Origin of the sequence: Desulfotomaculum sp. 1211_IL3151 (genome assembly GCF_036763075.1) — a bacterium.
Lineage (GTDB): Bacteria > Bacillota > Desulfotomaculia > Desulfotomaculales > Desulfotomaculaceae > Desulfotomaculum.
This window is the reverse complement of record NZ_JBAIYV010000040.1, coordinates 31,911-50,322: the sequence shown is the minus strand read 5'-3', so window position 1 is coordinate 50,322 and position 18,412 is coordinate 31,911. Positions and strand designations below refer to the sequence as shown.

Annotated in this window: 18 protein-coding genes; 1 reads left to right on the top strand and 17 read right to left on the bottom strand. The window is 44.9% G+C overall.

The genetic code is table 11. The features are described 5' to 3' along the window. Positions 1 to 30 precede the first annotated feature (30 nt). The 6 genes from mdh to V6C11_RS10760 all read right to left on the bottom strand — a co-directional run bounded on the left by mdh (position 31) and on the right by V6C11_RS10760 (position 5,670). A complete protein-coding gene (gene mdh, locus V6C11_RS10785; RefSeq protein WP_333531167.1) occupies positions 31 to 957 on the bottom strand; it encodes a malate dehydrogenase in 927 nt (308 codons plus the stop codon). Positions 958 to 1,056: 99 nt separating this feature from the next. Then, entirely contained in the window at positions 1,057 to 1,803 is a 747-nt protein-coding gene (sdhB, locus tag V6C11_RS10780; protein WP_333531166.1) for a succinate dehydrogenase iron-sulfur subunit, read from the bottom strand. Beyond that, positions 1,800 to 3,557, bottom strand: coding sequence for a succinate dehydrogenase flavoprotein subunit (sdhA, locus tag V6C11_RS10775; protein ID WP_333531165.1), 1,758 nt, complete (start codon positions 3,555 to 3,557; stop codon positions 1,800 to 1,802). Before sdhA ends, sdhB begins: the two co-directional genes overlap by 4 nt. 15 nt (positions 3,558 to 3,572) lie before the next feature. Beyond that, positions 3,573 to 4,196, bottom strand: a complete 624-nt coding sequence (locus V6C11_RS10770; RefSeq protein ID WP_333531164.1) for a succinate dehydrogenase cytochrome b558 subunit — start codon at positions 4,194 to 4,196, stop codon at positions 3,573 to 3,575. A gap of 64 nt (positions 4,197 to 4,260) precedes the next feature. Continuing rightward, positions 4,261 to 4,815, bottom strand: coding sequence for a Fe-S-containing hydro-lyase (locus V6C11_RS10765; RefSeq protein ID WP_333531163.1), 555 nt, complete (start codon positions 4,813 to 4,815; stop codon positions 4,261 to 4,263). 12 nt (positions 4,816 to 4,827) lie between these two features. Continuing rightward, the gene (locus V6C11_RS10760) at positions 4,828 to 5,670 is read right to left on the bottom strand and encodes a fumarate hydratase (protein ID WP_333531180.1); all 843 of its coding nucleotides are present in this window, start codon (positions 5,668 to 5,670) and stop codon (positions 4,828 to 4,830) included. 235 nt (positions 5,671 to 5,905) lie between these two features. On the opposite strand from V6C11_RS10760, the gene lexA reads away from it, so the two are divergent. Continuing rightward, on the top strand, positions 5,906 to 6,544 hold the full coding sequence (gene lexA, locus V6C11_RS10755) for a transcriptional repressor LexA (protein ID WP_333531162.1): 639 nt from the start codon (positions 5,906 to 5,908) through the stop codon (positions 6,542 to 6,544). 37 nt (positions 6,545 to 6,581) lie between these two features. Here the strand turns inward: lexA and V6C11_RS10750 are convergent, their stop codons facing one another. The 11 genes from V6C11_RS10750 to V6C11_RS10700 form a co-directional block, all read right to left on the bottom strand. Next, positions 6,582 to 6,986: a MerR family transcriptional regulator gene (locus V6C11_RS10750; RefSeq protein ID WP_333531161.1), complete on the bottom strand. Its 405-nt coding sequence runs from the start codon at positions 6,984 to 6,986 to the stop codon at positions 6,582 to 6,584. Between the two features lie 174 nt (positions 6,987 to 7,160). Beyond that, positions 7,161 to 7,481: a DUF4387 domain-containing protein gene (locus V6C11_RS10745; protein ID WP_333531160.1), complete on the bottom strand. Its 321-nt coding sequence runs from the start codon at positions 7,479 to 7,481 to the stop codon at positions 7,161 to 7,163. Beyond that, positions 7,481 to 8,848: an acyclic terpene utilization AtuA family protein gene (locus tag V6C11_RS10740; RefSeq protein ID WP_333531159.1), complete on the bottom strand. Its 1,368-nt coding sequence runs from the start codon at positions 8,846 to 8,848 to the stop codon at positions 7,481 to 7,483. Before V6C11_RS10740 ends, V6C11_RS10745 begins: the two co-directional genes overlap by 1 nt. Positions 8,849 to 9,060: 212 nt before the next feature. Beyond that, positions 9,061 to 10,302, bottom strand: a complete 1,242-nt coding sequence (locus V6C11_RS10735; RefSeq protein WP_333531158.1) for a methionine gamma-lyase family protein — start codon at positions 10,300 to 10,302, stop codon at positions 9,061 to 9,063. 40 nt (positions 10,303 to 10,342) lie between these two features. After that, a complete protein-coding gene (locus V6C11_RS10730; RefSeq protein ID WP_333531157.1) occupies positions 10,343 to 11,299 on the bottom strand; it encodes an AAA family ATPase in 957 nt (318 codons plus the stop codon). Between the two features lie 116 nt (positions 11,300 to 11,415). Beyond that, on the bottom strand, positions 11,416 to 11,655 hold the full coding sequence (gene hfq / locus V6C11_RS10725) for an RNA chaperone Hfq (protein ID WP_333531156.1): 240 nt from the start codon (positions 11,653 to 11,655) through the stop codon (positions 11,416 to 11,418). Positions 11,656 to 11,706: 51 nt separating this feature from the next. Beyond that, positions 11,707 to 12,651, bottom strand: coding sequence for a tRNA (adenosine(37)-N6)-dimethylallyltransferase MiaA (gene miaA / locus V6C11_RS10720; protein WP_333531155.1), 945 nt, complete (start codon positions 12,649 to 12,651; stop codon positions 11,707 to 11,709). Beyond that, positions 12,652 to 13,446, bottom strand: a complete 795-nt coding sequence (locus V6C11_RS10715) for a class I SAM-dependent methyltransferase (RefSeq protein WP_333531154.1) — start codon at positions 13,444 to 13,446, stop codon at positions 12,652 to 12,654. After that, the gene (mutL, locus tag V6C11_RS10710) at positions 13,443 to 15,323 is read right to left on the bottom strand and encodes a DNA mismatch repair endonuclease MutL (protein WP_333531153.1); all 1,881 of its coding nucleotides are present in this window, start codon (positions 15,321 to 15,323) and stop codon (positions 13,443 to 13,445) included. The genes V6C11_RS10715 and mutL overlap by 4 nt, the downstream gene beginning before the upstream one ends. 15 nt (positions 15,324 to 15,338) lie before the next feature. Beyond that, positions 15,339 to 16,691 carry a histone deacetylase family protein gene (locus V6C11_RS10705; protein WP_333531152.1) on the bottom strand — a complete coding sequence of 451 codons (1,353 nt, stop codon included), beginning with the start codon at positions 16,689 to 16,691 and terminating at the stop codon, positions 15,339 to 15,341. Beyond that, on the bottom strand, positions 16,684 to 18,369 hold the full coding sequence (locus V6C11_RS10700) for a hydantoinase/oxoprolinase family protein (protein WP_333531151.1): 1,686 nt from the start codon (positions 18,367 to 18,369) through the stop codon (positions 16,684 to 16,686). The genes V6C11_RS10705 and V6C11_RS10700 overlap by 8 nt, the downstream gene beginning before the upstream one ends. Positions 18,370 to 18,412: the final 43 nt, after the last annotated feature.

The following is an 18,412-nucleotide window of genomic DNA, read 5'->3' as shown; positions in this document are numbered from 1 at the left end:
GAATTCCTAACGTTTTTTTACTTGCTGCAATTATTTTAACCGGTTAATGTTACTTCTTACGGAATTAATCGATTTTTTGAGGGCTGCCAGTTCTCCCTCATTCAGATCCAATTCAATGACCTTCTCCACGCCGTTGCCGCCAATTATCGCTGGCACCCCGGAAAAGACATTACTCTCACCATATTCCCCTTGTAAATAAGCGGATACCGGTAAGATACGTTTTTTATCCTTTAAAATGCATTCCGCCATTTGTATAACGGAAGCACTGGGGGCATAAAAGGCGCTTCCTGTCTTTAAATAGTTAACGATTTCAGCCCCACCTGTTCTAGCACGTTGCACCATGGCCTCCAGACGATCCGCTGGTATTAGTTTCTCAACGGGAATGCCACCTGCATAGGTGTAACGGACCATCGGAACCATATCGTCTCCGTGACCACCTAAAACAAAGGAAGTTACATCCTCAAAGGAAATATTTAACTCCCTGGCGATAAAGGTACGGAAACGTGCGGAATCAAGAACACCCGATAAACCAAAAACCCTGTTTGGTGTAAAACCACTGGCCTTATAAGCTATATAGGTGCTTACATCCACAGGATTTGTCACCACAATTATGTAGGCATTGGGAGAATACTTTACAATTTGCTCTGTAACATTACGTACGATGCCAGCGTTAATATTTAATAGATCATCCCTGCTCATACCAGGTTTACGAGCCAACCCTGCGGTAATCACTACCACATCAGAATCCGCTGTATCAGCATAATCGTTGGTCCCCAGAATGATGCTATCATATCCTTCTACCGGGGCTGCTTCCATCAGGTCAAGAGCCTTTCCCTGGGGTATCCCCTCAGCCACATCAATCAGAACAATGTCGCCAAGTTCCTTTGCAGCAGCCCAATGGGCACAGGTTGCTCCTACATTACCAGCACCCACAATCGTAATTTTCTTTCTTTTCATAATAATCCTCCTGTACTAAAATAATATCACCAAAATATCACCTGTGTTAAGTGATGATTAAATTGGTCATCCGTGGTGAATAGGCAGAATCCCCATCGTTTACCTACCTAACCATCTCTTTATCCCATGAATGGATGTATCTCTGTTTAACTGTGCAATATTTCTGGTTAAGGGGATTTGTTTGGGACATACTTTAACACAATTTTGAGAATTACCACAGTCAGTAATTCCACCCAGATCCATTATGGCATCCAGTCTTTCTTCCTTGTTCATTGCTCCAGTTGGATGGGAATTAAATAATTTTACCTGGGCCAGTGGCGCAGGTCCCATAAACTTTGATTTGGCATTGACATTGGGGCAGGCCTCCATACAGCAGCCACAGGTCATACAACGGGAGATAGGGTAAGACCCCTCCTGAATCCTCTGGGCAAGACGCGGTCCTGGCCCGAGATCATGGGTTCCATCAATGGGTATCCAAGCCTTAACCCTCTTGAGATTTTCAAACATAACAGAACGATCAACCATGAGGTCCCGGACAACGGGAAATTTGCTTAGGGGTTCTAATACAATTGGTTGTTGAAGTTGATCAACAAGGGCTGAACAAGCCTGCCTGGCCTTTCCATTTATAACCATCGTACAGGCGCCGCAAACCTCTTCTAGACAATTGCATTCCCATACCACCGGTGCGGTTGGTTCCCCTTTGGCATTGACAGGGTTTTTTTGAATCTCCATTAGAAGAGAGATAACATTCATTTTAGCCTTATAGGGAATGGAAAATTCCTCCCAGTAGCATGGTTGGGTTGCGTCATGCTGGCGTTTAATTTTTAAAGACACCCTTTGCGTCACTTGTTCACTGCCCCCTTATCAACATCGTATCTCCTTGGTCTAGGGTTAATCAGTGAGGTATCAACTTCCTGATAGCTTAACTGCGGGCCGGCGGTTGTAAACTTGGCCATTGTGGTTTTTAGCCACTTTTCATCATCACGCTCAGGAAATTCCGGTTTGTAGTGGGCCCCTCTGCTTTCATTGCGGGCAAGGGCGCCGAGGGTAATCACCCGTGAAAGCTGCAGCATGTGCCAAAGATGCCGGGTAAAGACCAGTTCCTGATTGGCCCAGGTGCTTTTATCAGCAAGTCTTATTTTAGACCATCTCTGTATAAATTCTTGTATTTTATCATCTGTCTCTTGGAGCCTTTTGTTATAACGTACCACCGTAACATTCTCGGTCATCCATTGCCCCAATTCAGCATGAAGCTGATATACATTCTCTGGACCATCGCTTTTATAGATATTCTCCATGAAGGACTGCTGCTTTTTTACTGCCTGCTCAAATATTTTTGGCGCCATAGCCTGAACAGACCTCGTTAAAGAATGAATATAGTTTACTGCCTTTGGCCCCGCCACCATCCCCCCGTAGATAGCAGATAATAGTGAGTTCGCACCTAGTCGATTGGCACCATGATATTGGTATTCACATTCGCCACAGGCAAATAAACCAGAAATATTTGTCATTTGGTGGTTGTCCACCCAGAGACCACCCATTGAGTAATGCACTGCGGGGAATATCCTCATGGGAACCTTGCGGGGGTCATCCCCCACAAAGCGTTCATATATTTCCAAGATACCTGCCAATTTTTTATCCAGTATATTCCGGTCAAGGTGGGAAACATCAAGATACACCATATTTTGGCCGTCAATACCAAGCTTTAATTCGTAACATACTTTATATATTGCCCTTGTTGCGATATCCCTGGGAACCAAATTGCCATAGGCCGGGTACCATTCTTCTAAAAAATACCATGGTTTTCCGTCTTTTATTGTCCAAACCCGGCCACCTTCACCACGGGCTGACTCACTCATTAATCTAAGTTTATCATCACCTGGAATAGCCGTGGGATGTATCTGAATCATTTCCCCATTGGCGTAATATGCCCCCTGTTGATATACGGCACCGACGGCTGAACCTGTGTTAATCGTGGAGTTGGTACTTTTACCATAGATCATGCCGCACCCACCGGTGGCAAGTATTACGGCATCACTGGAAAAAGATTGAATCCTCATGGTTTTCAAATCTTGGGCAATAATACCCCGACAGAAGTTATCATCATCGGTTACGATGGACAAAAAATCCCAGCCTTCATATTTTTCAACGAAGCCAGCCACTTCAAAGCGACGCACCTGTTCATCCAGGGCATACAATAGTTGCTGGCCTGTGGTTGCCCCGGCAAAGGCCGTTCGATGATGCTTACTGCCGCCAAAACGACGGAAATCCAGTAAGCCTTCGGAGGTTCGATTGAACATTACGCCCATACGATCCATCAGATTGATGATGGCCGGGGCCGCCTCACACATGTTTTTGACGGGGGGTTGGTTAGCAAGAAAGTCCCCTCCATATATCGTATCGTCGAAATGTATCCAAGGGGAATCACCCTCCCCCTTGGTATTTACGGCCCCATTAATGCCACCCTGGGCACATACCGAGTGGGATCTTTTAACTGGCACCAAAGAAAATAATTGTACCTTAACCCCCAGTTCTACTGCCTTAATGGCTGCCATTAAACCGGCCAAGCCACCGCCAACGATAATAATATTATTTTGCATCGCTATCCCTCCGGGTTATTGGATAAAGGCCCAGATTGCTGTTAGTCCAATCAGAGAAGAGAAAATAAATAGCAGCATACATAATCTCCAAATAAAGGTCTGAACCTGCTCCCCCACAGCAATACCCCAACTGACAGTAAAATTCCATAGTCCATTGGCAAAATGAAAGCAAGCAGCCAGTAAGCCAATAATGTAAAAGGTGAGCAAAAGGGGGTCCGACAACAGATTGTGCATGGTAATAAAATCTATTGACAAGCCAGTCAAGAAATGAACCAGCTTAAGTTGCCATACATGAATAATTACAAATATTAATGTTATCACAGCAGACAAACGCTGTAGATAAAACATCCAATTCCTTGCATAAGAATAGCAAAATAGATTATTCTTGGCCAGGTATACGATATAAAGCCCGTACAGCCCATGTATTGTGAGGGGTAAAGCAATAAAAATTATTTCTAAGGCAGTTAAATAAGGAATGTTTTGCAAGAAAACCACTGCACGATTAAATTTTTCCGGGCTTAATATGGCAAATGAATTCGTGATTAGATGTTCCAAAAGAAAAAAACCAATGGGAAATAACCCCAATAAAGAATGAAGTTTCCGATAAAAAAAATGGTTATTGGTACTCACCGAGGACATCAACATCCTTCATCATAAAATTGAAATGCATCCCCGCAAGCAAAGCATTGCATGAGAGCTAAGTTTACTCTAATGCATATCGTTTTTTCCCTTCTTGATATAAGTCTCCACCAAAGGAATCATTAACAACAATGGCCGGGAAATCTTTAACCACCAACCGATAGATGGCCTCTGGTCCTAGCTCCGGGTAGGCCACAATGGTGGCTTCTTGAATACTTCTTGCTATCAATGCTGCTGCTCCACCAATGGCTCCAAAGTAAACCGCACCGTGTTCTTGCATGGCCTGGAGTACCTTTTCTGATCTGGCTCCCTTGCCAATCATGCCTTTAAGACCTTGTTCAATTAAAAGAGGGGCATAGGCATCCATGCGTCCGGCGGTGGTGGGACCAGCAGAGCCAATTACTTTACCAGGACGTGCCGGAGCTGGACCAACATAGTAGATGATCTGACCCTTGAGATCAACTGGCAGTTCCTTTCCTTGGTCCATTCGTTCCACTAATCTTTTATGGGCTGCATCCCTTCCGGTATAGATGACACCATGAATAAAAACCTGCTGCCCGATGCGAAGGCTCTTTACAATTTCATCCGATAGTGGTGTTGTTATGTTAACCCTTGTCACTCTGTGCACCTCCTATATGCTTACAGATTTATGTCTAGCGGCATGGCAATTAATGTTTACTGCCACGGGCAGGCTTGCAATATGACAACCAAAAATTTCGATATGTACTGCCAATGCCGTTGTTCTACCTCCCAACCCCGCAGGGCCAATGCCTAATTTATTAATGGCTTCCAGCAGTTCCTTCTCCAACTGAGCAATATCAGACAGCGGATGCGGTTCACCAACGGCTCTTAATAGTGCTTCCTTGGCCAGCAGAGCACACTTTTCCATGGTCCCACCAATCCCCACTCCGATAATCAGTGGCGGACAAGGGTTTGGTCCCGCGGCCTGAACGGTATCTAAGATGAATTTCTTGACACCTTCTACTCCTTCGGCTGGCTTTAACATCTTTAATGAACTCATATTTTCACTGCCCCCACCCTTAGGGGCCACCGTTATCTTAATTTTGTTACCTGCTACTATGCTGGTGTGGATTACAGCCGGGGTATTATCACCGGTATTTACTCTTGCCAGTGGGTGTTTAACCATGGATTTTCTTAAATAACCTTCAAGGTAACCCTTACGTACTCCTTCATTTATGGCATCAACTAAATTGCCATGGATAACTTGTACTTCCTGTCCTAATTCAACAAACACCACTGCTACTCCGGTATCCTGACACATTGGTATCGATTCTGCTGCAGCTATCCCCGCATTCTCCACCAACATATTTAAAATTTCCTTACCACTTTGGGAAACCTCTGTCTCATTGGAACGTTTAAAGGAATTTACAACATCATCTGCCAGTTTATAATTTGCCTCCTGACACAAGCGGGCTACTTCAGATATGATTACAGCACAATCTACGGTTCTAATTGTTGTTTCCTCCCTAATCTTTGTAATAACCTAATTTAGCCTTTATTATCGGGTTAATCGCAACTACTATTAATATACCATTTTTTACAATAAACATATATTCATTCTACTGTTTATTCTACCCGATTGATTTAAAATAACATCGAACAAATGTTTTTATCTTGATCCAGAGTATGATATAATATACCAAATCATGATTAAGCTTATTTTTCTTTGTGAAAGGTTGTGAACCCCGATGTTAAATCCTAGGGAATCAGAAGTTTTAAGGGTTATTATAGAAAATGTCAAGCAAAAGGGTTATCCCCCGTCAGTTAGGGAAATTGGGGAAATAGTTGGTCTTTCATCCAGTTCTACCGTTCACTCTTACTTAAAAAGATTAGAACAAAAGGGTTATCTGCGACGGGATCCTACCAAACCAAGGGCCATTGAAATTATTAACACGGATTCAGCCGATACCAGCCCTGCTTCATTCCCTGAGCAGCCGGATAACCAATACGAAGAGATGATCAATATTCCTATGCTGGGGGAAGTGGCTGCAGGGGTTCCCCTTTTAGCCGTTGAAAATTTTGATGAAAAGGTTACTTTACCCAGGAGCTTTACTGGTTATGGTGATTTCTTCATGCTTACCGTGCGGGGCAACAGTATGATTGAAGCTGGTATTTTACCCGGCGACCTTGTTTTAGTGAGAAGGCAGGAATCCGCCAATAACGGTGAAATAGTCGTCGCATTATTAGAAGACGAGGCCACCGTGAAAAGATTTTTCAAAGAAAAAGATGGCATTCGGCTTCAACCCGAAAACAGCCTCCTATCTCCCATTTTTGTCAGGGAGATTAAAATACTTGGCAAGGTGGTTGGACTAATGAGAAAAATATAAAAAGGTCGCATAGCGACCTTTTTTTGTTGGATCTTTGCTAGTTTGATTGGCAATCTTTATTGTAGTGTGGACACATGCTGCAGTGTTCTGCCTTATCCTCTATGACATAACAATATGCACCTTGTTCCTTCCAACAGGGCTTGTTTAAGTTTACGTTTTCACCCTTTTGTTGACTACCACCGTCACAATACTTGATATCCCAGCAGGGATACATACTAATAATCTGCAGCACACCTGCGATATTCAGGCCTTTTTCATTAATGAGATAATGAATAAACTGAAGTCTTTTAACATCGTTATTACTATATAACCTCTGTTTATTGCGACGGGCAGGTTCAACTAGCTTGTGCTTTTCCCAAATACGAAGGGTCTCTGGATGTACCTTTAAAAGTTCGGCAATAACGCCTATATTAAACATAGGCTGATCATCGTTGCAAAACAAGGATTTATCTCCTCCCGTTATAAAATCTAATATCCTTTATTTATTATATAGTCTATAAACCCAATTTGTAAATTAGCTAAATTACTGCAAAAGATAAAATTATTACTATTTATCTTACGGTTTTGGGACAAACCTCGAATTTTTGTATTTTTTGCCGAAACTGGTATGGCCCTTTTAGACTTCTATCTCTAGGTCCAATAAAGGGGCATGCTGTTGGGCACCATAGACATCGGTTTCACCAAGGGCACCGGATGGGTAGGGCCGTACAATGGTAGCCTTGATGGCGTAGGCAGGAGAAAATTCGACAATTCCTATGACATCCGTCTCAGGAATGCCATAGAGTTTTGCAACGGTAGTTTTATTTATTACCTTAGCTGTACAGGCAGCTTCATATGATTTTTGATCCTTAAAAATAACATCTAAGGTTAGTTCATAGGGTCCAGAATTTTTACTTCGAATGACCGAAGCCAACTCAGTTAATTTAGCCTTTGACATTATTTTTCCTCCCCTGCATGAATGATTTCAAATGGAAACAATGCCACGGGATCATCAACCTGCAATAAGTGATAAATATTAAAGTTATAAACAGCTCCCGCCTTAAAGTCCGAAGGGGAATAGGGAAAGGCCAGGTTGCCAGCTGTAGCTACCCGCCCAGGATAGCCATAGTGAAGCATGGTGGACCGGGCAAAGCTGCAAATGGTATTCGCTATTTCTTGGGTTTCTGCCACAGCCTCAATAATAATGCCCAACTCATGTGTAGTTATTGCCGGTTGAGGTTCAAGCTTACCCATTACCCCATCCTTGCCATAGATGTTAAAATGCAGGAAATACGCATAGCCGTACCGCTTAAAATTGTCTTTAACCCGTTCCCGCACAGCCTCTACGATATGATCTATTTGTCCTATCATAATGGGGTCACGGCAACCTGCTATGGATACAGTACGAAATCCTACTCTTTTAGCCCCTTCTAATTTGACGGTATATTTTTCACTGGGGATAAATTTACTGCCTGCTACCCTAACAGCCCTTTCGTTCTCTTGGCTAAAGGTTGTTGCACTGAGATCCAATATACCGCCAGGACCAGGTAAAATATAGGGATTTGTTTTCTCATAAAGGGTATGGGCAGCCACCGAAGTAGTTGTGCAGGAGCGGCTGGGATTCAAGGGTTCCACTATAAAACAATCTTCCCTTAGGGTGCCCAATAAACAATCACTGCCGCTGCCAGGGGAAGCTGCTATGGCACCGCACTCTAAAATTTTACCCATATGTATGGCCAAACCCTTATCAAAGCCTGCCATTAGTGCAGCGGCACTAAAGACTGCTGGGTCGTAAGACCTGCCGGCAAGCACAACCTTAGCACCCTTTGCCAGGACTTCTATTACCGCTTCTGGTCCCATCTGCCCGACAATTCTTTCAGTGGCAGTTATTTCAGTTTCAGTGAGTTCCGGGGCAGGATGCAGGGGAGAAATCTTGTTGGCCCGAAAGGCATCCAAAATATACTCCTTACTAAGTTCGGCATGGATAATACCCAAAGGAAACTGCCATTTTTTCTCTCTGGCTAACTCAAGAATTATCTCCAAGTTCCACTGCAGATGTGCCTCTGCTCCACAGCCACCGGCTGTACCAATGACAACAGGAATATCCCTTGCCAACCCTGCCTCAATCATTAATTCTAAGTCCCGTTTGACCGCTGTTCGGTCAGTAAAGGATACGCCGGCACCCAAATAGTACGGTCCTGGGTCCGTAGAACCAGCATCAACAGCAATTAAATGAGGATTACGATCCAAGCCAGCCCGAAACGATTCTTCAGGAAAACCGTAGCCAAGAATGGCTGTCGGTGATAAAACACGATACTCTCTCAAAGGGAATCCCTCCAGAAAAATAATAAGATAAGACCTCTGTCTTATCTTATTATATACCCAACTGCCAGTTATTTCATTAATACCCTTGGAACATAAAGGTAAGTTTTGAAAAAACAACCTGCCGTGGGCCATAAGCAAGAACCCAAAGGCAAAATAATCACGCAAACCCAAGGCCTATGGCCTTTTCCAAGCTGAAAACTGATGGCTATTTTCTATTTCACTTGCAATACATTTTTTGCCGCGTTTATGACACCAATGCGAACATATTCCTTGGATAACCCACCTTGCAGATACACCGCATAGGGTTGCCGCAAAGGAGCATCGGCGGTTAATTCCAAAGAGGCTCCTTGGACAAAGGTTCCCGCAGCCATGATTACATCATCTTCATAACCAGGCATATAGTCTGGTTCTGGCAAGGCATGGGCATCCACAGGGGAAGCCCCTTGAATCCCCCGGCAAAAGGCCACTAACCTTTCCGGTGTTTCCAAGGCAATGGCCTGAATGATATCGGACCTTGGTTCGTCAAAGGCAGGCGATACCTTAAAGCCTAATCGCTCAAATAACCTGGCAGCAAACACTGCCCCCTTGAGAGCCTCTGCCACAACATGAGGTGCCAGAAAAATACCCTGCATTAAAAGTCTTTGCACATCCAGGGACGGACCCACTTCTGCCCCAATTCCCGGTGCTGTCCATCGATGGGAAGCAGCTTCAACCAGATCCTTTCTCCCCACAACATAGCCGCCGGTGGGGGCTAACCCGCCGCCAGGATTTTTCATCAGAGAGCCGGCGGCTAGGTCTGCTCCCACAACCGTTGGCTCCAGGTTTTCTACTAACTCGCCATAGCAATTGTCCACAAATACATATACATGAGGGGCATGTTCCCTGATAAACCCTACTAATTTTTGCAGTTCCTGCATGGTTAACGGTGGTCGCCAGGCATAGCCCCGGGACCTTTGAATAAGAACAACTTTCGTACGGGGATTTAATGCTTTCTTTATGTTATCCCAAGCAAGGGTTCCCCCGGAAGTCAATTCCACCTGGTTATAGGAAACACCAAAATCCTTGAGGGAACCGGAGGCATTGCCCCTTTTGCCAATGATTTCTTCCAAGGTATCATAGGGGGAACCCTGGACCGCCAGTAATTCATCCCCAGGCCTTAGGAGACCAAATAAAGCAATGGCTATGGCATGGGTTCCGGACACAATTTGTCCCCTAACCAAAGCTGCTTCGGCACCAAAAACATGGGCATATATTTTTTCCAGGGCATCCCGTCCGGCATCATTATAGCCATAGCCAGTTGTACCCCGCAAATGATAATCGGCTGTCCTTGCCAGATGAAAACCCTCCAGCACCCTTTGATGGTTTTTCATGGCCATTGCCTCGATGTCTCGGTAAACCGCTTGTACTTCGGTTTCCACTTCGTTGGCCAGACTTTCTAAAATATTCGCTTGCATAGTTCCTCCGTTTATGTAAAAAAATTTGACCCTGAAGGTATTATATTTCCTCCAGGGCCTCTGTCAAGTCTTCTTTGTTGATCGTCATCAGATCCTGTCGTGAAATGTCCTTTTTGCTAACTAGACGAACGGCCTGCAGGCGCATGGCCCGTTCAATCAAATTGCGTACCAGTCTGGCGTTGCCACTATGTTCATGCCTTCTGGTCTGTTGCTCTATTATTTTTGCTAATTCCGCCGCCGCTGGCGATGCCAGTTGATATTGACGTTGTTTGAGCATAAGACCAGCAATTTTCATTAAATCATCAATGGAGTAATCCGGGAAAGTAATATGGATGGGAAAACGAGAGCGCAGGCCGGGGTTGGTTTCCAAAAAATAGTCCATTTCATCCTGATAGCCGGCTAGGATGATGATTAGATTGTCCTTATTGTTTTCCATGCTGGTAACCATGGAATCAATGGCTTCCTTACCGAAATCCTTCTCGCCGCCCCTGGCTAAAGAATAGGCTTCATCAATAAATAGGATGCCGCCAACGGCCTTTTTTATTTGATCGCGGGTTTTGGCTGCCGTATGACCAATGTACTCACCTACTAAATCAGCCCGCTCCACCTCAATGAGATGTCCCTTCGGTAAAACCCCCATCTCTTTAAACAGCCGGCCAATAATTCTAGCCACAGTGGTTTTACCGGTACCAGGGTTCCCTTTAAAAATCATATGTAAAACCATGGGTTCAAAAATTAATTTTTCCTTTTGTCTAAGTTTCTGGATCTCTACAAAGGCTTGAATTTCCTTTACTAGTTTCTTTACACTGTCAAGGCCAATTAAAAGATCCAGTTCACCTAGTATTTCCTGAGCAGCCTTACGATTTATTTCCCCAGGGGCCGGGGCTTTATCCTGTTGGGCTGGTTGTTTAGCAGGTAAAGAAGGTCTTTTGATCAATCCCCCCTGCCTTGGCGGTTCTGGTCTGGGCGGGTTCTGCCACATTCTTATTCTAACCATAGGAGCCACCTCCGGGCAAATTTTGCGCTTTTTAAACATTATACGCTCGGAGGTTCGAATAGTGACCAAGGAAAACAAAAACCCCTCCATCAGGAGGGGCATTGAAGGGCCTGATTTTATGCTTTATTTTCCGAAAAGGAAGTATTAACCGCACGCAGTGGGCTAATGGTGGAAATGGCATGTTTGTATACCATTAACTGCTTGCCATCACTTTCCAAAATCACTGTAAAATTATCAAAACCCCTAACCATCCCTTTTAATTGAAAACCATTAATAAGAAAAATGGTTACAGGTATATTTTCCTTGCGTACCTGATTTAAAAAAGCATCTTGTAAATTTATTTGGGGTTTAGTCATGAGGGTTCCCTCCATTGGTAAAAATTTTCTATTTATGTTTCCTTATTCTTTCTACGTAGTTAATAAATCTCCTGCCATCTGTCTCTTAATTTCCTTCGCAATGGCTTTTTTATTTTCAAAGTGCTCCATATTAAGCCAATGAATCCTTTGGTCAGCCCGAAACCAGGTAAGTTGACGCTTGGCAAAACGCCTGGTGTTGCGTTTTAGAGTTTCTGCGGCTTCCTCTAAAGAACATTCTCCCTTTAGATAACGGACAATCTCCTTGTAACCTAAGCCTTGCAGTGCAGTACCCCATGTTTCATACTGCTTTAGCAAATTTTTCACTTCATCGACCAGCCCTTTTTCCAACATCAAATCTACCCGTTGTTCAATCCTTTTATATAGTAATTGCCGATCCATCGTTAGACCAAACATTTTTAGGTTATATTTGGGTGGATCTTCTTTACGGATGTACTGGTACTCTGAAATTGTTTTGCCCGTTTGGTAATATACTTCCAAAGCTCGGATAACCCTTCTTAAATCATTGGGGTGTAAGCGTTCGGCAGATTCTGGGTCTACCTCAGAAAGTTTCCTGTGCATTGCCTCGGCCCCTACCCTTGCCGCTTCACTTTTAAGTTCTTCCCTAAGACGATTTTCTTTCGCAGGAGGGGTAAAGTCATAATGATCGATTACCGACCGTACATACAAGCCTGTTCCGCCCACCAGTATGGGTAAATGCCCATCCCTCGTAATATCGTCAATGAGCTGCTCTGCCTTACTCTGATACATGGCCACACTAAATTCCTCATCTGGTTCTACAAGATCAATCATATGATGGGGAATTCCTTGCATCTCTTCAAATGTGGGTTTAGCGGTGCCAATATCCATATGCCGATAAACTAACATGGAATCAGCCGATATGATTTCCCCATTGATTATTTTAGCTAACTCTATGGCAACATCTGTTTTGCCCGCAGCCGTAGGACCAACAATAGCTATTAACGACTTTAATGGCACTTAAAACACATCCTTTTGAATAACGCCATAGGCCACCGGGGAATAGCGTCCCCCCTGTACCTTATGAAAGTTCAAGCGTTGGAATTCTTGACTCTCACGGCTTTCTTTCATGACCACCTTCTTTCTAGCCACACGAACCGCCTCAACAATGGCTTCATTGGATAAAGGGTTGCTATTGGCAAAAAACCTTAATGGGGCCATCGAACTTGATTTTGTTTTGGGCACTCGAAACATGGGGTCAAAATAAACCACATCAAAGGCGTTGCTGGGCAGCTTACAAAGGTATTGGAGATGATGCTCATTCATCACTTTAATGCGTCGCATGGCATTGATTAGCTCCGGCTTTTCGCCAGTATAAGTACAAAGACCCCGACTGACTATTTCCGCCACTGGCTTGGCGTCTTCCAACCCCACGATGGTTCCCCGAGGACCCACCACATAACTGGCCACCAAGGCATCAGCAGCCAGTCCCAGGGTACAATCTAACAATGAATTACCTTCCTGTAAATCCATTGCTTTGATCATTTGGTCAGTTTTCCCAGCCTGTATTTCCTTTATACGCAATTTGGCTAATCCTGGATGAAAAAAAAGTTCTTGATCATCAATAACCAAGGACAATCGCTTTGGACTTACCATTAGAATAGCTGCTGCACCAGTCATTTCTCTTAGGGCTTGGAGAGAATATTTTTTTCTTTGATAGTAGGGTAGATGGATCTCCTGACTTAACTCCAGGGCCCTTTCTTCTAGCTGATTACTGCTTCTTATGCCGGTGGTAATAATAATAGAACTATTCATCGTTTGAACCTTTTTTTCAGCTCCTCTTGACTAATCTGGATTAGGGTTGGTCTGCCGTGGGGGCAAGTATAGGGTTTTTGACACTGGGTCAACCCATCGAGCAGTGCCTTGGTCTCCAAGGCATTAAAACTTTGACCGGCTTTTGCCGCATCTCGGCAGGCCATAGCCGCCGCCAATTGATCAATAACCTTGTTTTTATCTATTTTCTGGACAAAACCTCCTTGGAGTCTTGCCAGCAGATCCAGAAAGACTTCCTTTGCTTCGGCTATGGCATTGGTCGGTGCACCCCGCAGCAAAAAAGTATCTCCACCAAAATGTTCCAATATAAATCCTATTTCATTTAGCTCCACAATATGTTGCACAATTAATTGTGCTTCGTGGTGAGGCAGTTCCAGTGCCAGAGGTTCCAGCAGCATTTGGGCTTCTACATTTGAGCTAAGTAAATCAAGGTATTTCTCATATAAAACACGTTCGTGAGCAGCGTGTTGATCAATAATATATAAACCACCTACGCCATGGGCCAGTAAATAAGTGGGAGGTAGCTGTCCCAGTGGTGTCAGGTCAGGAAATTCCATCGCGGTCTCTGTTTGGTAAGGGCTTTTGTTTTCTTCCAGACGCGGTTGAGAAATCTGTGTTAGGGTTTCTTTCTGTTCCCTGGGGAAAAAGCTCTGTTTTGCCAAAGGGGCAGAAATATTACGGTGGTTATTAAACCGAAGCTGTCCCTGGTCGTATTTAGGAGCCTCTGTTTTAATTGGCTGCTCCAGGTTGGTGACCTTGGGATCAGCAGGTTCCCTATTGGTTACAGCTTCTTCCTTTGCAGCAGTGGCTGCCTCCGTTTGCGGCGGACTATTTCTACCGGGCATCATTTCCCATAGGCCTGTGATAGCCTCTGGAGCATTTAGGGAAAGACAAAGGGCTTCCATTAATTCTTCTTCAATTTCCTTTTCTCTGGCTAGACGCACTTCCATTTTTGTTGGATGAACATTGACATCAACCTGATTGGGGTCAACATCTATTCGTAAAACTGCAATGGGAAAGCGGCCCGGTGGAATTAACGTTTCAAAGGACCTTTGTATGATCGAGGATAAAAAACCACTCCGAATATATCGTCCGTTCAAAAAGAAATTTTGATAATGCCTGGTAGCTCTGGTTAATACTGGCTTGGATATTAAGCCAGCTACTCTAACCAGGTTACCCTGATAGTTAACCTCCAACATACTCCTAACATTATCTAAGCCATAAATGACAGCCACGGCATCTTTTAGAGAGCCTTTGCCAGGACTGGCGAAAAGCTGCTTTTTTCCACTATACAATTCAAACCGAACATCCGGACGGGCCATGGCCAGTCTAGTTAGCAGATCACTTACCTGACTGGTCTCAGCATTAGCAGATTTGAGAAATTTCCTTCTGGCAGGTGTATTATAAAATAGCTCCTTTACATCAATGGTTGTTCCAATGGGACAACCAACAGGGGTAACACTTTGGATGAGGCCCCCTTCAATTTGAACAGTTGTACCTGCAAGGTCATTAGCGGTTCTGGTGGTTAGGGTTACCTTGGCCACCGCAGCTATACTGGGTAAGGCCTCTCCCCGAAAGCCCAGGGTTAAGATGCTGCTTAGGTCCTCTGGGGCTTTAATTTTACTGGTGGCGTGACGTTGAAAGCAGAGCTCTGCATCTGCACCGGACATGCCTGACCCATTATCGACTACCTTGATGGAGGTTAAGCCTCCTTGGATTAGTTCCACAATAATTCTGGTTGCCCCGGCATCCAGACCATTCTCAACTAATTCCTTGACCACAGAAACCGGACGCTCTACTACTTCGCCCGCAGCAATTTTGTTTGCCGTGAATTCATCCAAAAGGATAATGCTTGCCAAGTTGTCACGTCACCCCTAACCCTTAGAACGAACTTCTTTATCTTGCGCCCGCTCATAAATCAAAAAGGTATCATTTAGCTTATCCTGCAAATAGCTAAAATCAAACTTCCGTTGCTTAGACGCTTCATAATTATCCCTGGCTTCCCTTTGACAATCTGCACAGGCCTGGAAGGGTATGGTCACGGCATAAACATGATAATGTTTGCCGTCAGGATGATAGGCCTGGGACTCAAAACTTAGAAAACCAGGACACTGTTCACAGAGATGAACCCTTTCGATTTGCTGTTCCTCTATATGGTGTGTATCATAATAAATCGGTTTTGAGGTTTGCAAAGCTTTTTTTCCCTTAGCTAGGGAATACTTATCAAATTGATGCCGGTTGGCCCAGAGGTTCTGTAATTCCTCGACAATCCGCTTAACCTCGGAGGTTACCTGAGGACTTTCTTTAAAGCTAGCCGGATCATATTCCGGCTCAACCACCGATGTATAATCCTTCCCGGCCAAAGCCAACAGGATGGCCAGGTTGACATAGGGTAAAGCCGTCTCAATGGCATAGCCACCTTCCAGCACCGCCAGATCCGGTTTTAATTTCTCTGTTAATCTGGCATAGCCCTGGGCTGTAATCTTCATTCGCCCCAGGGGATCGGTAAAGTGGTTGTCCTGGCCAGCCGAGTTAACAATAAAATCCGGTTGAAAATCTTTTAATATAGGTAGGATTAGGTTATCCACCACATAATGCAGACTAGCATCCGTAACACCCGGTGGTAAGGGAATGTTAATGGTGGAACAATAAGCCCCAGGTCCCCCCAACTCATTGGTAAAGCCTGTGCCGGGATAAATGGTTCTGCCATCCTGGTGGAAAGAAATAAACAGTACATCCGGATCATGATAAAAAATATCCTGGGTGCCATCCCCATGGTGAACATCGGTATCCACGATGGCAATTTTTTTAATCCCGTAGGTCCTTCTCAGATAATCTACCAGAATTGCTTCGTTGTTGATATTACAAAAGCCTCGATTCCCATGCACCACCCGCATAGCATGGTGTCCCGGCGGGCGAACCAAGGCAAAGCCATTTTTAATTTCTCCACTCATTATTTTGTCACCCAGCAGCAAGGCAGACCCGGCGGCAATGCGATGGGAATCCAACACTTGCTCCTCAACCCCCGGTACGCAAAAATGAACCCGGGCAATATCATGGGCTGAAGCCAGGCGGGGAGAATATTCTGCAATTTCTGGGAGGTCCAAAATGCCTTCTTCAAACATTTGATCCCTGGTATAAAGAAGCCTCTCTTCCCGCTCGGGGTGAGTTGGCGAAATCGCCCAGTCAAAGGCGGGGAAAAAAATGATGCCTGTTTTTTTACTCATTTAACAACACCCCCTCCGAATCGATATAGGCTAAGATTCCCCTGGGTGTTTGAGCAGATATATGATAAAGCCTACCGGCTGTTTGCCAGCCCCGTACCACATTAAATACTTCTTGATTGGTAATTTCTACTTCCGTGGCATACTCTTGCAGCTGCATTTTTTCAGCCCGTTTGGCAATCCATGTTTTGGCCAGTTCCACTGCGGAAACTTGATCCAGCTTGCCTGCTAATTTCCCCTGGTAACCCTCTTCTTCTACAATAAAGATGCGTCTTTCTGTGTCGGCCATTAGATTGACTTGTATGGTGGGCTTAGAAACTGCTGCCCCAATGGCATTTGCCACCGGTGCATAGGGCGGCAGGATCGGCAGGCAACCCATTCTCGCAGCAATATCCGGTACAAAGCCAGCTGCTCCACCACCAACTCCCACCACATTGCGGGGGCGCACTTTTCTTTTTTGCAGCACTTCCCAGACCCGATAGGCAGGTTCCTGTTCCCATTCCAAGAACATATGTTCAATGACTTCAACTATATTGTGCACCACTAAATCCACGATCTTCTGAGCCACTGCCCGGGCATCCAGACCAATGGGTGAGCCTAGCTTGTGCATGGCCTCATGGGCCTTGGCCCGGTCCCCGATTTCTGTAATACCCAATACCCGTAAAGCATCCGTTGGTGTAGGCAGCGGGCCGCCCAAACAATAGGCTGCACCTACCCTTTCGGAATATATGACAAAATTATTACCCAGACGTTCCACGACACTATCCCCGCCAACGGGAACAGAACGAACTGCCAAGGCCCTTACCTGGGTAAATTGATTGCCAATTTTGACCCCCTTCGAAGCCAACAAAGGCGTCCCCGATAAAATTAGTGCTAAATCTGTGGTGGTTCCGCCAATGTCCACCACCAGGGAGGTTTCGCCCGGGGGGGTCAGGGCCTGCACACCAAGGGTACTGGCAGCCGGACCCGAAAAAATAGTTTCCATCGGCACCTCCTCGGAGGCGGTAAGGGGTAAGGTTCCCCCATCTGCCTTGAGGATAAAGACAGGTGCCTTGATATCTCTCCGGATCATGGCATCCCTGACAGCATTGGCAAAGTAGCGGTATTTGTCACGGGTGGCACAGGAAAAAACCGTATTGGCTATCCGACGGGGAAAATTTAATTTGCCGCCGGCCCGATGCCCCATTTCTACCTGCCAATCGGGATGACGTTTGATTAGATAGTCAGTTATCCTCAGCTCATGGCTATTATTTCTGGTGGAGAATTTTCCCACCACAGCAACCTTGTTATATCCTTTGGTTTCCAGCCACTTTAGCGCTTCCTCTATTTCAGATTCCGTCAGTGCTGTGATTTCACGCCCCCGGTAGTCCATCGCACCCTTTAAACAAAATACATCATCTTGTCCCCGCAGCTCTGAGTAAGTCCGCCCGGGCCCGGGCAAGACGACTAAGCCAACGGGATCATATTTATTTTCTACAATCAAATTAGTTACCAGGGTAGTACTAAAAACAACTCTTTTAATGAGATGCCCAGGTACCCCCTTGAGTAGGTTATCCAAGGCATCCCCTAAGGAAAGCAACAAATCGTCCTGGGTTTCTACCTTGGCGGTTGCACGTACAGTACCGCCATCCAGTAGAACAGCATCCGTACATGTGCCGCCTACATCTATTCCTATTAACATGACGGCCCTCCTAACATTATATATCTATGTTATTCTGCGTTAT

Coding starts and splice junctions, on each gene's coding strand:
- mdh (WP_333531167.1), bottom strand. CDS start 957: ATGAAAAGAAAGAAAATTACGATTGTGGGTGCTGGTAATGTAGGAGCA.
- sdhA (WP_333531165.1), bottom strand. CDS start 3,557: ATGCAAAATAATATTATTATCGTTGGCGGTGGCTTGGCCGGTTTAATG.
- V6C11_RS10770 (WP_333531164.1), bottom strand. CDS start 4,196: ATGTCCTCGGTGAGTACCAATAACCATTTTTTTTATCGGAAACTTCAT.
- lexA (WP_333531162.1), top strand. CDS start 5,906: ATGTTAAATCCTAGGGAATCAGAAGTTTTAAGGGTTATTATAGAAAAT.
- V6C11_RS10745 (WP_333531160.1), bottom strand. CDS start 7,481: ATGTCAAAGGCTAAATTAACTGAGTTGGCTTCGGTCATTCGAAGTAAA.
- V6C11_RS10735 (WP_333531158.1), bottom strand. CDS start 10,302: ATGCAAGCGAATATTTTAGAAAGTCTGGCCAACGAAGTGGAAACCGAA.
- V6C11_RS10730 (WP_333531157.1), bottom strand. CDS start 11,299: ATGGTTAGAATAAGAATGTGGCAGAACCCGCCCAGACCAGAACCGCCA.
- hfq (WP_333531156.1), bottom strand. CDS start 11,655: ATGACTAAACCCCAAATAAATTTACAAGATGCTTTTTTAAATCAGGTA.
- V6C11_RS10715 (WP_333531154.1), bottom strand. CDS start 13,446: ATGAATAGTTCTATTATTATTACCACCGGCATAAGAAGCAGTAATCAG.
- V6C11_RS10705 (WP_333531152.1), bottom strand. CDS start 16,691: ATGAGTAAAAAAACAGGCATCATTTTTTTCCCCGCCTTTGACTGGGCG.
- V6C11_RS10700 (WP_333531151.1), bottom strand. CDS start 18,369: ATGTTAATAGGAATAGATGTAGGCGGCACATGTACGGATGCTGTTCTA.